At 55.6% G+C, this 12,670-nt stretch carries 15 protein-coding genes; 6 read left to right on the top strand and 9 right to left on the bottom strand.

Annotated elements, in window-relative coordinates; all coding sequences use genetic code 11:
• Position 1: 1 nt before the first annotated feature.
• The 4 genes from dut (at position 2) to slmA (ending at position 3,577) form a co-directional block, all read left to right on the top strand.
• On the top strand, positions 2–460 hold the full coding sequence (dut, locus tag AC5TBW_RS02275; protein ID WP_495510523.1) for a dUTP diphosphatase: 459 nt from the start codon (positions 2–4) through the stop codon (positions 458–460).
• Positions 461–520: 60 nt separating this feature from the next.
• Positions 521–1,906 carry a phosphomannomutase/phosphoglucomutase gene (locus tag AC5TBW_RS02270; protein WP_495510522.1) on the top strand — a complete coding sequence of 462 codons (1,386 nt, stop codon included), beginning with the start codon at positions 521–523 and terminating at the stop codon, positions 1,904–1,906.
• Positions 1,907–2,049: 143 nt separating this feature from the next.
• A complete protein-coding gene (gene argB / locus AC5TBW_RS02265) occupies positions 2,050–2,949 on the top strand; it encodes an acetylglutamate kinase (protein WP_495510521.1) in 900 nt (299 codons plus the stop codon).
• Between the two features lie 19 nt (positions 2,950–2,968).
• Positions 2,969–3,577, top strand: coding sequence for a nucleoid occlusion factor SlmA (slmA, locus tag AC5TBW_RS02260; protein ID WP_495510520.1), 609 nt, complete (start codon positions 2,969–2,971; stop codon positions 3,575–3,577).
• 131 nt (positions 3,578–3,708) lie between these two features.
• On the opposite strand, the gene rpoH is transcribed toward slmA, so the two are convergent.
• From rpoH to ftsY, 4 genes are all read right to left on the bottom strand, one after another.
• Positions 3,709–4,575, bottom strand: a complete 867-nt coding sequence (rpoH, locus tag AC5TBW_RS02255) for an RNA polymerase sigma factor RpoH (protein ID WP_495510519.1) — start codon at positions 4,573–4,575, stop codon at positions 3,709–3,711.
• Between the two features lie 216 nt (positions 4,576–4,791).
• Complete coding sequence (gene ftsX / locus AC5TBW_RS02250; RefSeq protein ID WP_495510518.1) at positions 4,792–5,829, bottom strand: permease-like cell division protein FtsX; 1,038 nt, start codon at positions 5,827–5,829, stop codon at positions 4,792–4,794.
• Entirely contained in the window at positions 5,826–6,494 is a 669-nt protein-coding gene (gene ftsE / locus AC5TBW_RS02245; protein WP_495510517.1) for a cell division ATP-binding protein FtsE, read from the bottom strand. Before ftsE ends, ftsX begins: the two co-directional genes overlap by 4 nt.
• Positions 6,491–7,843: a signal recognition particle-docking protein FtsY gene (gene ftsY / locus AC5TBW_RS02240; RefSeq protein ID WP_495510516.1), complete on the bottom strand. Its 1,353-nt coding sequence runs from the start codon at positions 7,841–7,843 to the stop codon at positions 6,491–6,493. Before ftsY ends, ftsE begins: the two co-directional genes overlap by 4 nt.
• A gap of 90 nt (positions 7,844–7,933) precedes the next feature.
• Between ftsY and rsmD the strand changes: the two genes are divergently transcribed.
• The gene (gene rsmD, locus AC5TBW_RS02235; RefSeq protein ID WP_495510515.1) at positions 7,934–8,554 is read left to right on the top strand and encodes a 16S rRNA (guanine(966)-N(2))-methyltransferase RsmD; all 621 of its coding nucleotides are present in this window, start codon (positions 7,934–7,936) and stop codon (positions 8,552–8,554) included.
• 133 nt (positions 8,555–8,687) lie between these two features.
• Entirely contained in the window at positions 8,688–8,882 is a 195-nt protein-coding gene (locus tag AC5TBW_RS02230; protein WP_495510514.1) for a cell division protein ZapB, read from the top strand.
• Positions 8,883–8,902: 20 nt separating this feature from the next.
• On the opposite strand, the gene AC5TBW_RS02225 is transcribed toward AC5TBW_RS02230, so the two are convergent.
• The 5 genes from AC5TBW_RS02225 to AC5TBW_RS02205 all read right to left on the bottom strand — a co-directional run bounded on the left by AC5TBW_RS02225 (position 8,903) and on the right by AC5TBW_RS02205 (position 12,595).
• A complete protein-coding gene (locus AC5TBW_RS02225) occupies positions 8,903–9,412 on the bottom strand; it encodes a GNAT family N-acetyltransferase (protein ID WP_495510513.1) in 510 nt (169 codons plus the stop codon).
• Entirely contained in the window at positions 9,402–10,280 is an 879-nt protein-coding gene (locus AC5TBW_RS02220) for a hypothetical protein (RefSeq protein WP_495510512.1), read from the bottom strand. The genes AC5TBW_RS02225 and AC5TBW_RS02220 overlap by 11 nt, the downstream gene beginning before the upstream one ends.
• The gene (locus AC5TBW_RS02215; RefSeq protein ID WP_495510511.1) at positions 10,277–10,585 is read right to left on the bottom strand and encodes a BolA family protein; all 309 of its coding nucleotides are present in this window, start codon (positions 10,583–10,585) and stop codon (positions 10,277–10,279) included. The genes AC5TBW_RS02220 and AC5TBW_RS02215 overlap by 4 nt, the downstream gene beginning before the upstream one ends.
• 41 nt (positions 10,586–10,626) lie before the next feature.
• The gene (locus tag AC5TBW_RS02210) at positions 10,627–12,030 is read right to left on the bottom strand and encodes an MFS transporter (RefSeq protein WP_495510510.1); all 1,404 of its coding nucleotides are present in this window, start codon (positions 12,028–12,030) and stop codon (positions 10,627–10,629) included.
• 178 nt (positions 12,031–12,208) lie between these two features.
• On the bottom strand, positions 12,209–12,595 hold the full coding sequence (locus AC5TBW_RS02205) for a hypothetical protein (protein WP_495510509.1): 387 nt from the start codon (positions 12,593–12,595) through the stop codon (positions 12,209–12,211).
• Positions 12,596–12,670 lie beyond the last annotated feature (75 nt).

Genomic DNA, 12,670 nt, shown 5'->3' with positions numbered 1-12,670 from the left:
TATGAGCGCCCGCCCCCGCCTACAGTGCAAAGTATTAGATGACCGTTTGCATGACTACCTACCCGCTTATGCAACAGCGGGCTCTGCGGGCATGGATTTGCGCGCACTGCTGGACGAGCCGTTGACGCTGGCACCCGGTGAATGCCAGCTCGTGCGTACCGGCATTGCCATCTATATTGAAGACCCAAGCCTTGCGGGCATGATTCTGCCACGCTCCGGCTTGGGGCATAAACACGGCATTGTGCTGGGCAATTTGGTTGGTTTAATCGATTCGGATTACCAAGGCGAGCTAATGATTTCGGTCTGGAACCGAGGACAGAGCACGTTTACCCTCGCGCCTTTTGATCGGCTGGCACAGTATGTGCTCGTTCCTGTGGTACAAGCCGACCTCTCAATAGTGGATGCCTTCGAAGACTCGACACGAGGCAGCGGTGGGTTTGGCAGTACCGGTAGTCAGTAACACTTTGCATGCATGATGTTTAACTGGAAGTACTATTTTGAAGTACTATTTGGAAGCACTATGAACGCACAGTCTGTACCTGCTTCGATTTTCCGCGCCTATGATATACGCGGCATTGTTGACGACACGCTCACAGAAGAGACGGTAGAGTTGATTGGGCGCGCCGTGGGCTCTGAAGCCGCAGCGCGGGGCGAATCCAGCGTGGTCGTTGCACGCGACGGCCGCCTTTCTGGTGCACGGCTGCAAGCAGCGCTGATGAGAGGCCTGAATGCGGCAGGATGTGACGTTATTGACATTGGTATGGTCCCCACGCCAGTACTCTACTTTGCCACCCATATATCGGATGGCACTCAATCGGGCGTCATGGTCACCGGTAGTCATAACCCCCCTGACTATAACGGCTTTAAAATCGTGCTGAACGGTGAAACGCTCTCTGGTGACGCAATTACCGCTCTGTTTGAGCGTATTCAGTCCGGCAACCTAGAGAGCGGCCAAGGCAGTATCAGCCAGCAGGATCTCCGCGAAACGTATTTAGCGCGCATCTTAGGTGACGTTAAGATCAATCGACCCATCAAAGCGGTGGTTGACTGCGGCAATGGCGTCGCCGGGGAGCTTGGCCCACAGTTACTAACCCGACTGGGCATTGATACCACTGCGCTTTTCGATGAGATCGATGGCCATTTCCCCAACCACCATCCTGATCCTGGCAAACCGGAAAACATGCAAGACCTGATGCGCAAAGTGCAAGAAACGGGCGCTGACATTGGGCTTGCCTTTGATGGGGATGGTGACCGAGTAGGCGTTGTCACGCCCACCGGCAAACTGATTTATCCCGACCACCTGCTGATGGTATTTGCCACCGACATGCTCGCCCGCCAGCCCGGCGCCAAGGTTATTTTTGATATCAAGTGCACCAGCAACCTAGTCAAAGTAATTAGTGAAGCCGGGGGTGAACCGGAGATGTGGCGTACCGGTCACTCGCTCATCAAGGCACGTATGAAGGAGACGGGTGCACAACTGGGTGGAGAGATGAGTGGGCATATTTTTTTCCAAGAGCGCTGGTACGGTTTTGACGATGGCCTTTACGCCGCCGCTCGTCTGGTCGAGATTCTCGCCAACCAACCGGATGACGCAGACACTTTTTTTGCCCACTTTCCGCAAGACGTTGGCACCCCGGAGATTAACATCGTAGTTACCGACGCTAACAAATTTTCTCTAGTGGATAAGCTTGCTCGCGAGGGCGACTTCGGCGAAGGTATCAAAACTACGCTGGACGGTATTCGTGTTGATTACCCGGATGGCTGGGGGTTATGTCGCGCCTCTAACACCACACCAGCCCTGGTAATGCGCTTTGAAGGCAAGACCGATGCCGCACTGGCTCGCATTAAAACGGTTTTTAATAACGCGCTACAGCGCGCCGCGCCAGATATTGAGCTGCCCCAGTAATGAGCCAGCTCTTAAAATAGCGATTCAAATAGCTCTTAAAATCGTTCGGCGCTAAAGGGATCGCGCGCTTAGAAAGCGCGACCCTCACGACTCAATCAGCATAAACGTTAGCAGCATAATAAACGTTCGCAAGGGACAACCTCATGAGTTCAGCCAGTCGCGACCCCCAGGTCGTTGTGGAGGTGCTTTCCGAAGCCCTCCCCTACATTCAGCAGTTTTCAGGCAAAACAGTGGTGGTCAAGTACGGCGGCAACGCCATGACCGAAAGCACCCTGATTGACTCCTTTGCCCGCGACATCGTGTTAATGAAGGAAGTCGGCATCAATCCGGTTGTGGTGCATGGCGGTGGACCGCAGATCGGTGACCTACTCAAGAAGCTCAATATAGAGTCGCGCTTCGTCAACGGTATGCGGGTCACCGACTCGCAAACCATGGACGTGGTTGAGATGGTGCTGGGCGGTTTGGTTAATAAAAGCATCGTCAATCTGATCAATCAGAGTGGTGGTAAAGCGATCGGTTTGACTGGAAAAGACGGTGCGCAAATTCGTGCTCGCCAGCTCAAGGTTGAGCACCAAAGTCCCGAAATGACGGCCCCCGAAATTATCGACATCGGTCATGTGGGCGAAGTGGAGTCAATCTCTACTGAGCTTATCGAGATGCTGGCGGCTCGTGATTTTATCCCCGTGATTGCGCCGATCGGCGTCGATGCGGCAGGCCATAGTTACAATATCAACGCTGACCTGGTAGCCGGCAAGATTGCCGAAGCGCTTAACGCTGAAAAGCTGATGCTACTGACTAACGTTGCTGGCCTCATGAACGCCGAAGGCGAGGTACTCACCGGCTTAACCACCACGCAAGTTGATGCCCTCATCGAAGATGGCACTATTTATGGTGGCATGCTGCCCAAAATTCGCTGCGCATTAGAGGCGGTAAAAGGCGGCGTGAATAGCTCGCACATTATTGATGGCCGTGTACCCCACGCGGTATTGCTGGAAATTTTCACCAATGCTGGGGTGGGCACCCTAATCACGGACGCGAGCTAACCGCGGCGGAGGGCATATTATGAGCGAAGATCCTAAACCTCGCCGTCGCGAGCAGATACTCCAAGCACTGGCATTAATGCTTGAGGAAGACAGTGGCAAGCGCATTACGACCGCCGCCCTCGCTCGACAGGTAGGTGTGTCTGAAGCGGCGCTCTACCGTCACTTCCCCAGCAAAGCACGCATGTTTGAGGGGCTGATCGACTTTATTGAAGAGAGTATTTTTGAACGTATTACACGCATTTTAGACGACGTACCCGACGCGGCTACGCGCTGTGGCACCATTTTAGCTCTACTGCTGGGCTTCGCCGAAAAAAATCCAGGCTTGGCACGGGTAATGGGAGGCGACGTGCTAACTGGCGAAACGGCAAGGCTACGCCAGCGGATAAATCAGCTTTTTGAACGACTGGAAATGCAGCTCAAGCAGATACTGCGCGAAGCCGAACTACGCGAAGGACTGCGTCCCACCATCCCTGCCTCTGCCGCAGCTAACCTGCTTGCGGCCCAGGCTGAGGGGCGAATTTCACAGTATGTGCGTAGCGACTTCAAGCGCCTGCCGACCGAACACTGGGAAGATCAGTGGGCACTACTTTCTGCGCAATTACTACGCGCTGCGGTGCAGCCCGCTTAGGAAGTAATAGTGGTCGAAGTGGTGGCGATAAAAAAACCGGCTCCTGAAAAGGGAGCCGGTTTTTTTAACAGCTAACAAAAAGACAGATCATGCGGCAACGCTGTTTTATCAGCGCATAAGCAAGAGTGTCGTTAGGCTACCATCGCTTCGCCCATTTTCTGACGTAGCTTTTTCATGGCATTTTTTTCAAGTTGACGGATACGCTCCGCACTGACCCCGTAAACATCGGCCAGATCATGCAGCGTCTCTTTGCTATCGGCCAACCAGCGGCGCTGCAGAATATCCCGCGAGCGCTCATCAAGCCCTTCAAGGGCGAGCTGTAAACGGCGCGTTGAGTCTTCCTCAAAGTTGCTGTCTTCCAGTTGAGTAGCGGGGTCTGAAGCAGCATCGTCCAAGAAGTGTACGGGTGCCTGATAGGTGCTTTCTTCATCGTCACCTGCCGGGGCATCAAACCCTGCATCATAGGAGGAGAGACGCCCCTCCATATCGCGCACGATCTCGGGCTTCACATCGAGATCTTTAGCGATAGCAGCCACTTCATCGTTGTTCAGCCACGCCAGACGTTTTTTCGCGCTTCGCAGATTAAAGAACAGCTTACGCTGAGCCTTGGTCGTGGCAATTTTAACGATTCGCCAGTTGCGCAATACAAACTCATGAATTTCCGCTTTAATCCAATGTACGGCGAAAGAGACCAGACGAACACCTTGATTCGGATCAAAGCGTTTGACGGCCTTCATTAAACCGACATTACCTTCTTGAATTAAATCTGCCTGGGCTAACCCATAGCCGGAATAACTACGCGCAATGTGAACCACAAAACGCAAATGTGACATAACCAAACGCCGAGCAGCTTCTAGATCACCTTCATCGTAAAGACGATAGGCGAGTTCGCGCTCTTCATCAGCACTTAAAACCGAAATTCCATTGACTGCGCGGATATAACCGCCCAGATCACCGCCGGGTGAAAGCTGGCCCACCGGTATAAGACTAGTACTCATGTGCAGGTGGTCTCCCCTGTAACCCATCGTGGTTGACGTAGCACGTTCTCTATCACTTAATTACCATGACTCTGTTACAAAGACGTTATCTATAAAGACACTATTGCGAAGATAAGGTTCCCGCGGCAATGCTTTGCCCCGCCGTATCGGCATTAACAAGACAGTGCTCGCGTTAATGGGTGAATTCAATCATAAACGATCACTCACCCCACCCAATCATTTTGGACGGATACTTGAAAGGTGACGAGTTACCGCCAACCAAGCGCCCAACCAGCCTAGTAGTGTACTGCAGGATAGCAGAATTGTAGAGCCTGTCATGTCTAACTGGGGTAATGAGAAGCTGGCACCGTAGCTTGCCGCTAGCGCAGCTACTGGGAGCGAGAGCCAGTGATTACCCACACCCAGCAAGCCAAGCGCCAGCAACCCGCCACCGACACCGTACCATGCACCGCTGTACAGAAACGGCCGCCTGACAAACGCATGGGTAGCGCCAATCAGCATCACTACTTCAATTTCCCGCCGACGGCTCTCCACCGACAGGCGAATGGTATTCCCCACCACCAGTAAAACCCCTAGGCCAAACAGCGCCGCCAAGGCTAAGGCAACGCGCCTTCCTAGTTCAGCTAGGTTTCTTAGTCGTTCCACCCAGGCCAAATCAACGCGTACCTCATCGACGCCAGAGAGGACGTCAAGCGTGCTGGCTAACTGCTGCATGGCCGCAGGATCAATGCTTTGCGGACGCACTACAATACTGATAGGGAGCGGATTACTCTCCAGCCCCGCCAGTGCATCATCAAGCCCCAGCGACTGCTGAAACTCCGCCATGCCCTGCTCTGCAGTGATCAACCGCGTTTCAAGCACGCCCGGTGCCGCGTTAACCGCCTCTTCAATACGCTGCGCCTGGGCATCATCAGCGCTCAGCTCTAAGTAGACGGTGAGGGTGGCACTCTCATCAAGCTCCGCATCCAACAAACGCGCACTGTCCAGGGTTAACCACAGCGCTGCTGGCAGCACTAGCGCTATGGCAATGGCTAACATGGTCAGTAGATTGCCTAAGGGATAGCGTACCAGGCGATGAAAACTATCCCACGCCATGCTGCGATGATGACGACCCCAGGCCCGCAGACGGCTGGAAAAGCGCGTTTGCTGAGACCTGGCGCCTCGCTGCGGGGATTTATCTGCAGCAGGTTTAGCGCTGCGGGGCGCTTTAAGTGCTGCTCCTTTAGGCCGTCTTGGAGTAGCAGAAGGTTTCATACCGCCCCCTCGTCGGCCACCAAGCGGCCATCGCTCAAGCGCAGGATGCGGTGGCGCAGCTGGGCAATCAGGGCCAAATCGTGGCTGGCGATCATCACCGTGGTACCAATCCGATTAAAGTCCTCGAACAATGCCATGATATCCGCCGAGAGCTGCGGATCCAGATTACCAGTGGGCTCATCGGCGAGCAGCAGCGCGGGCTTATTGACCACCGCCCGTGCAATGCCTACCCGCTGTTGCTCACCGCCAGAAAGTTCTATGGGTAACGCCTTTTCACGATGCAGCAGCCCAACCTTATCTAACGCGGCGCGCACTCGCCGAGCCGCTTCCCGAGGCTCGACGCCCTGAATTTCCAGGGGTAACGAGACATTGTGAAAAATGCTCCGATCGAAGAGCAACTGATGATCCTGGAAGACCACGCCAATTTGGCGGCGATAAAACGGCACCTGGCTAGCGTGCAGCTGGGCAATATCATGGCCCGCGACGACTACACGCCCTCGACTCGGCTTTTCAAGGCGCATCACCAAGCGCAATAGTGAACTCTTGCCCGCTCCGGAGTGGCCGGTAAGAAACACCATCTCGCCGCGGGCAACCCGAAAGTTAAGGTGCGCCAGCGCTTCAAAACGTCCGCCGTAGCGCTTCCCCACATGCTCAAAGGCGATCATGCGCTGGCATCGTCCCCTTGGCGGTCAAACAGCGCGTGGACAAAATCATTGGCCTCGAAGGGACGTAGATCATCGATACCCTCCCCCACGCCAATAAAGCGAATCGGCGTTTCCAACTGTTTAGCCAGCGCAAAGATAATGCCGCCCTTGGCGGTGCCATCCAGCTTGGTTAGTGTAATGCCGCTGACCGGTACGGCATCGTTGAATGTGCTGGCTTGGGAAATCGCGTTTTGCCCGGTGCCCGCATCCAGTACCAGCATCACTTCGTGAGGCGCTGTATCATCGAGCTTCTGCATCACTCGATGGACTTTTTTCAGCTCTTCCATCAAGTGGCTTTTGTTATGCAGCCGCCCGGCAGTATCGGCGATGAGAACGTCAACGCCACGGGCTTTGGCAGCCGCTACCGCATCGTAGATCACCGAGGCGCTGTCTGCACCGGTGTGTTGAGCAATCACCGGCACGCGATTACGCTCGCCCCATACTTTGAGCTGTTCGACGGCCGCTGCGCGGAAGGTATCACCGGCGGCTAACATGACGCTTTTACCTTCCCGCTGAAAGCGTTGGGCGAGCTTACCTATGGTGGTGGTCTTGCCCACACCGTTAACGCCCACGACTAAAATGACAAAGGGTCCTGGGCCTGCCTTTTCAAGCACAAGCGGCTTGGCTACCGGCGCCAGCATAGCGGTCAACTCTTCCTGAAGGCCTCGGTAGAGCGCCTCAGGATTATTAAGCTCTTTGCGCGAGACCCGCGCTTCTAAACGCTCAATAATCTCGGAGGTCGCGTCAATACCCACGTCGGCCATTAACAGCTGCGTTTCTAGGTCTTCCAGCAGTTCGTCATCGATCTGTTTTTTACCTAAAAACAGATCGGCGATGCCGTCGGTAAGATTCGCGCGGGTTTTACCCAGGCCTGATTTAATGCGTGCAAACCAGCCTTGCTGTTCGCCCTTTTTGGCGACAGGCTTGTCCTGTAAAGCGGGCCGTTCCGCAGGTTCGCGCCCTGGTTCTGACACCCTAATCGGCTCGGGTGCAGGGTTAGGCTCAGAAATGGGTTCGGGTTCGGGTTCGGGTTCGGGTTCGGGTTCGGGTTCGGGTTCGGGTTCGGGAACAGGTTCTGGCGATGGCTCTAATAAAGCATCCGGTGTTCGCGGTGAATCCGCTGCTTCTTCCGTTACTGTTTTTTCTGTTTCTGGGCTGTCAGATTGTGAGCGGTCTACTGGCGTCTCACCCGTCGCACTGTTCGGCTCGTCAGTGCGGGTATCTTGTGGCTGCTTTTGAAGGTGCGGCTCTTCTTTTTGCGGCGCCTGCTCCGGGTCGTGCTTGTTCTTACGCTTAAAAAAACCAAACATGAGTGTTATCCGACATAAAAAGTGAACATTAGGCCCATCCTACCACTGGAGGCAGAGACTTTGGATAAGCAGCCCGCTACAATCCGCCTCATGACACGACAACGCCCCCCTCGATCATCCGTCTCCCGACGCGCACCTGCAAAGCAGGTTGGCAAGCCAGTGGGTAAATTACGCATTATTGGCGGTGAATTTCGCCGCCGCCAGTTGCCGGTGCTGGATAGCCCCGGCCTGCGCCCGACACCAGACCGTGTGCGTGAAACATTATTCAATTGGCTGGGGCAACAGCTTTATGGCCAACGGGTGCTGGATCTGTTCGCAGGCACTGGCGCACTTGGTATAGAAGCTGTGTCCCGTGGCGCGGCATGGGTCGATTTTGTTGAGCGCGACCCCAAAGTGGCCGCGCAGCTTACAACGAATCTGGCGTCTCTAAATATTACCTCAAGTGCGCTGCATGTTAACGATGTTCAGGCCTACCTGACGCGCCCTACTGAACCCTATGCGCTGGTATTTCTCGATCCGCCCTTTCATCAACAGCTGGCCGCCCCCTGCTGTTCAGCACTGGAAAGCGGCGGCTGGCTAAGTGAGGGAGCGATGATTTACCTCGAAACCGAAACATCTCTGGTACCAAACGTACCCGCCAACTGGCAGTTACACCGTGAAACACAGGCTGGCGAAAGCACCGCACGCCTTTATCAACGCCAACCGCAGTAAACAGCGCTTGCCGCCACGCGGCCGTGGCGTTACGCTCGCCCCATTCGTTCCTACGGGCAAGCTTTACGCTTGTTTTTTTGGGCACTTTTTTATTACCTAGTTTGGTTCTCGTTTTTACCCTATGGAGGCATACATGAGCCTGGAATTATTTAACCAGCTTGAACAGAAAGTCACCGATACCGTTGACGCCCTGGAAATGATGAAAATGGAGAATGAAGAGCTGCGTGGCGAAAATGCCAAGCTGAAAGAGGAGCGCGAAGAGTGGGAGCGTCGCCTCAATGGTCTACTCAGCAAATTTGAGAGTCTAGAAACATCTAACACCCCCTAATCCGCGCCATACGCTGCTGCCTAAAGCACTAGGGACATCAGCAGCGCATCTTCACGCCCGGCGGCGCCCTGCGTCGCCGAGCTGCCCTGGCCTGAACAGCCTTGAGCTGGTAAAGAACCTTGAGCCAAAGAAGCGCTCTGGGCAGGGTAGTAGCCTTTGCGGCGGCCATCTTCGCTAAACCCAGTGCGTTGATAGAGCTGGATAGCGCTGAGATTTCCCACCCGCACTTCAAGCAGCAGTCGTTCACTTGACCAGCCTTGTGCCGTTGCAAGTACCGCTTCCATCAGCGCAAAACCCACGCCACTACGACGCCACTCGGGCAAGACCCCTATGGCTTGCAGCTCCGCTTCAAACGGCAATCGTGCCACGATGGCATAACCCTGAAGCCCCCCCTCCTGCCAGCGACCCAATACGCAGGCGTCGCGACTGCCCAACGCTTCAAGCATTTGTGAGTCAGAGGTGCCGCTGCGCGCCTGACGTTCGAGGCCTGTCAGTAACGCCAAGTGCTCAACGGCCAGCTCAGTGATCATCTGTTGTCTGCCTAACGCTCTCAGGCTGAGCGACTGTTGAGCTATCGGCCGCCCATTGCTGGCTTAGCGCCTGCAGCGCGGGCCAGAGCTCTCGCTTGCTATGGCTACCGTCGAGGAGTGACGCCAGCGCTGGCCCTTGCCATACAGGCAGCGAGAGCGTTTGGCTGTGACCATCCGTCACGTTCATTATGCGATCTAGCGGCGCTTGTTCAACGCCAAGTTCGCCCCACCACAGCAGTCGTTCCAACCGCCACCCCTGCCGACTGACTCTACCGGCAATAAAGGCCGCTACGCCTTCACGGGCTTCATCTAACGGATCTTCAACAGCAAAGGCATTGGTCATTTGTGGCCATGTAAAGTGCGTTACTTCAGGCGGCGCGCCCTGATGAATGCCTGCTGCGTGAAGCAGGTTGGCAAGCAGTTGCTGCTCCTGTGCACCTATTTCACCCGCTTGCAGCACCAGCCAGCGGCCGTTAAGGCATAGGCAGGAAAGAGCGAACTGAAGGGGTTTGGCAGGCTGGGTAGGCAACGCTTCTGCAGTGGGAGCCGACGCATTGGAGGCACTGGATGCCGGTTTTTCCTGATCTAGCTTGTCTTGACCCAGCAGTGCCCGCACCGCCGAAGGTGAGGCAATGGCTTCACCTGACACCGAAGGCTCGGGCGCTTGAGGTTTGGGTGTAGGCCGCCTTGGCGCGGGGGCGTCGTCCAACAGCGCCTGCAGCCGCTCCCGGGGGGGCGTAGGGGCAGGCGAGGACTCTTCCCACTCGCAGACTTCAGTGGGCAGTGCATTGGGCAATTGATATCGAGAGGCCCAGGCGGTAATGCCCATGGCCTCCAGATAGTGACGCCGAATAACTTCCTGGGTCACTTTCCGCCGCCGCGACAGTTGGGTGAGTTAGGCCGTTCACCGCCCCGCGCCTGCCACTCGCTGGCTGTATAAAGATGCAGTGCCAGCGCATGTACCGGCCCGGAGAGCTCATCGGCCAACAGTGCGTAAATTTGCTGGTGGCGTTTCACCGGCATCATACCGTCAAACGTTTCACTAACAAGGGTGACCTTGAAGTGGGTTTCAGAGTTCGCAGGTACGTTATGCATGTGGCTTTCGTTTTCAACCTGCAGCACATCGGGCGCGAGTGCCGCTAATTTCTGCTCAATCTGTGTCTGCAGCGTCATGGGGGTCTCCTTGAGATCACAAACCACTTTATTGTACGCGCTTACTGCCCAGCAGACGATGCCCGACGAGCGTGTAATGCGCGCTTTGCCAGCGGCATACGTGCAATGCTTGCCAATAATGCCAGCAGCGTGGTCGCCGCCCCCAGCCAGAGCGTTACTTGCACAGGCCAACCCAGCGCTAGTGCGGCACCGACCAGAGCCACCCCAAACGACTGCCCCACCGTGCGCGTTGTGCTCATGACACCAGAAACATTGGAGCTGCGCTCCGGCGGTAGGCTGCCCATCATCTCGCGATTGTTAGGTGGCTGGAACAGGCCAAAGCCAATACCGCATAGCGCAGTGCGCCATAGACTGCCCGCCACGCCGGTCGACTCATCGACTAGCGCCAGCGCAATCAGACCAATGATGAGCAGGCTAAGCCCCGCACTGGAGAGAATACTGGGATTCACATGGTCGGCTAAGCGCCCCGATACAGGGCCAACAAGCATGATAGCCAACGGCCAGGGCGTGAACAGCCACGCGGTTTCCAGTGGTGAAAACCCCATTTGTTCCTGATAGAAAAACGACAGTGCCACAAACGTCAGGCCTTGACCTATAAAGGCCAGCCCAGAGGCAGATACCGCCAGTGTAAAGCGCAGCTCGGCAAACACGCTCAGTGGCAATAGGGGATACGGCGCACGTCGCTGACGCGCAATAAACCCAACACAGGCCAATACCGCCAGCAGCGCCCAGCCACCGCTTTGCCAAATTGGCGCGGCGTGGCTTACGGCATCCATGGCAATAAAGAAACTGGCCAGCATCACGATTGAAAGCAGCGCCCCCGCTATATCGAAACTGCCTTTTCGCGGCTCTTCTCGGGGCAACGCCCGCTTGGCTAACCACAGCGAACAGAGACCCAGCGGCACATTGAGGGCAAACAGCCAGGGCCAATCGGCAAAAGACAAAATGACGCCGCTCAACGTGGGCCCAGCAGCGTAGCCACCGGCCACCACCAGCGCACTTAAACCTAGGGCACTGCCCAATAGGCGCGAAGGAAAAATGGCGCGATAGAGCGAGGGCCCAATCGACAGAGTAGCCGCAGCACCCAGCCCCTGAAAGGCACGGAACACCAGCAGTGTTTCCAGATTACGCGATAGCGCTGCACCCAGCGCGGCGGCAACAAAGATGCCTAAACCAAATAGATAAAGCCTGCGACGCGTGATCAATTCACTAATGCCCGCAAACACGAGCAAGAAAGCCGCGCAAACGACCTGAAACAGGTTGGTAATCCATACCGCTCGGGATGCCGACACATTCAAATCCGCAGCAATGGTGGGCAGCGCCAGGTTGATCATGGTGGTATCCACCACCGCCATCAAGGTGCCGGTTACCAGCGCCAGCACAGCAAGAGCGCGTTCAGGCCCTGGGAGGCCATCGTCTCCAGGACGGGTTTCAAACAGTCGCATGGCAAAGTTCCTACGCGGCAAGTACCTAAGGGCGAGATCTCTAACGAAATAGCTAAAAACGAAACGTCTGAAACAGAGAAACCGGCCTAAGCCGGTTTCTCTATACTCATGCGCTAGGCCTTACTTGGAAAGTCAGCGAGTGAATTCCAGGCAGCGCCTTATATTAGCACGCTAACAACTAATCCTGCTCACTATCGAGCAGCAGCGCATCATCAACTTCTGAAATTTCAAGGGCGGTTTCATCATCCAGGTCAATCGCCAGATAACTGTGCTCGACGCGCACAAAGGTCTGGAACAGAGCCCAGTCCAACTTATCTGGCCATTGACGCTCATCCTCTTCCCAAGCTCGCAGCTCAGTCTCGAGAATTTCCACGTAGCGGTCACGCACAAACGTTTCCAGCGCTTCGGGGGTATCCATCTCTGGAATCAGGTAAATGGTACTTTCACGTTCGACGTCGTCCAGGGTCAGGTCGTCGTCTCCCATGGTGGGTTCCAGCGCGTTGATCCAGTCCACAAAGGGCTGGGTCGGCCTGACGCTCAGTGCGGAGCGGTTAAGCAGTTTCATGGGATTCTCCTCGCCGTCGAAACGTTGACCATTATGGGCGCTATAACGCGCCCTTACCAACTTTTCATCCGCTAT

The organism is Vreelandella sp. ssv, assembly GCF_059448525.1.
This window is presented reverse-complemented; position numbering and strand designations above follow the sequence as displayed.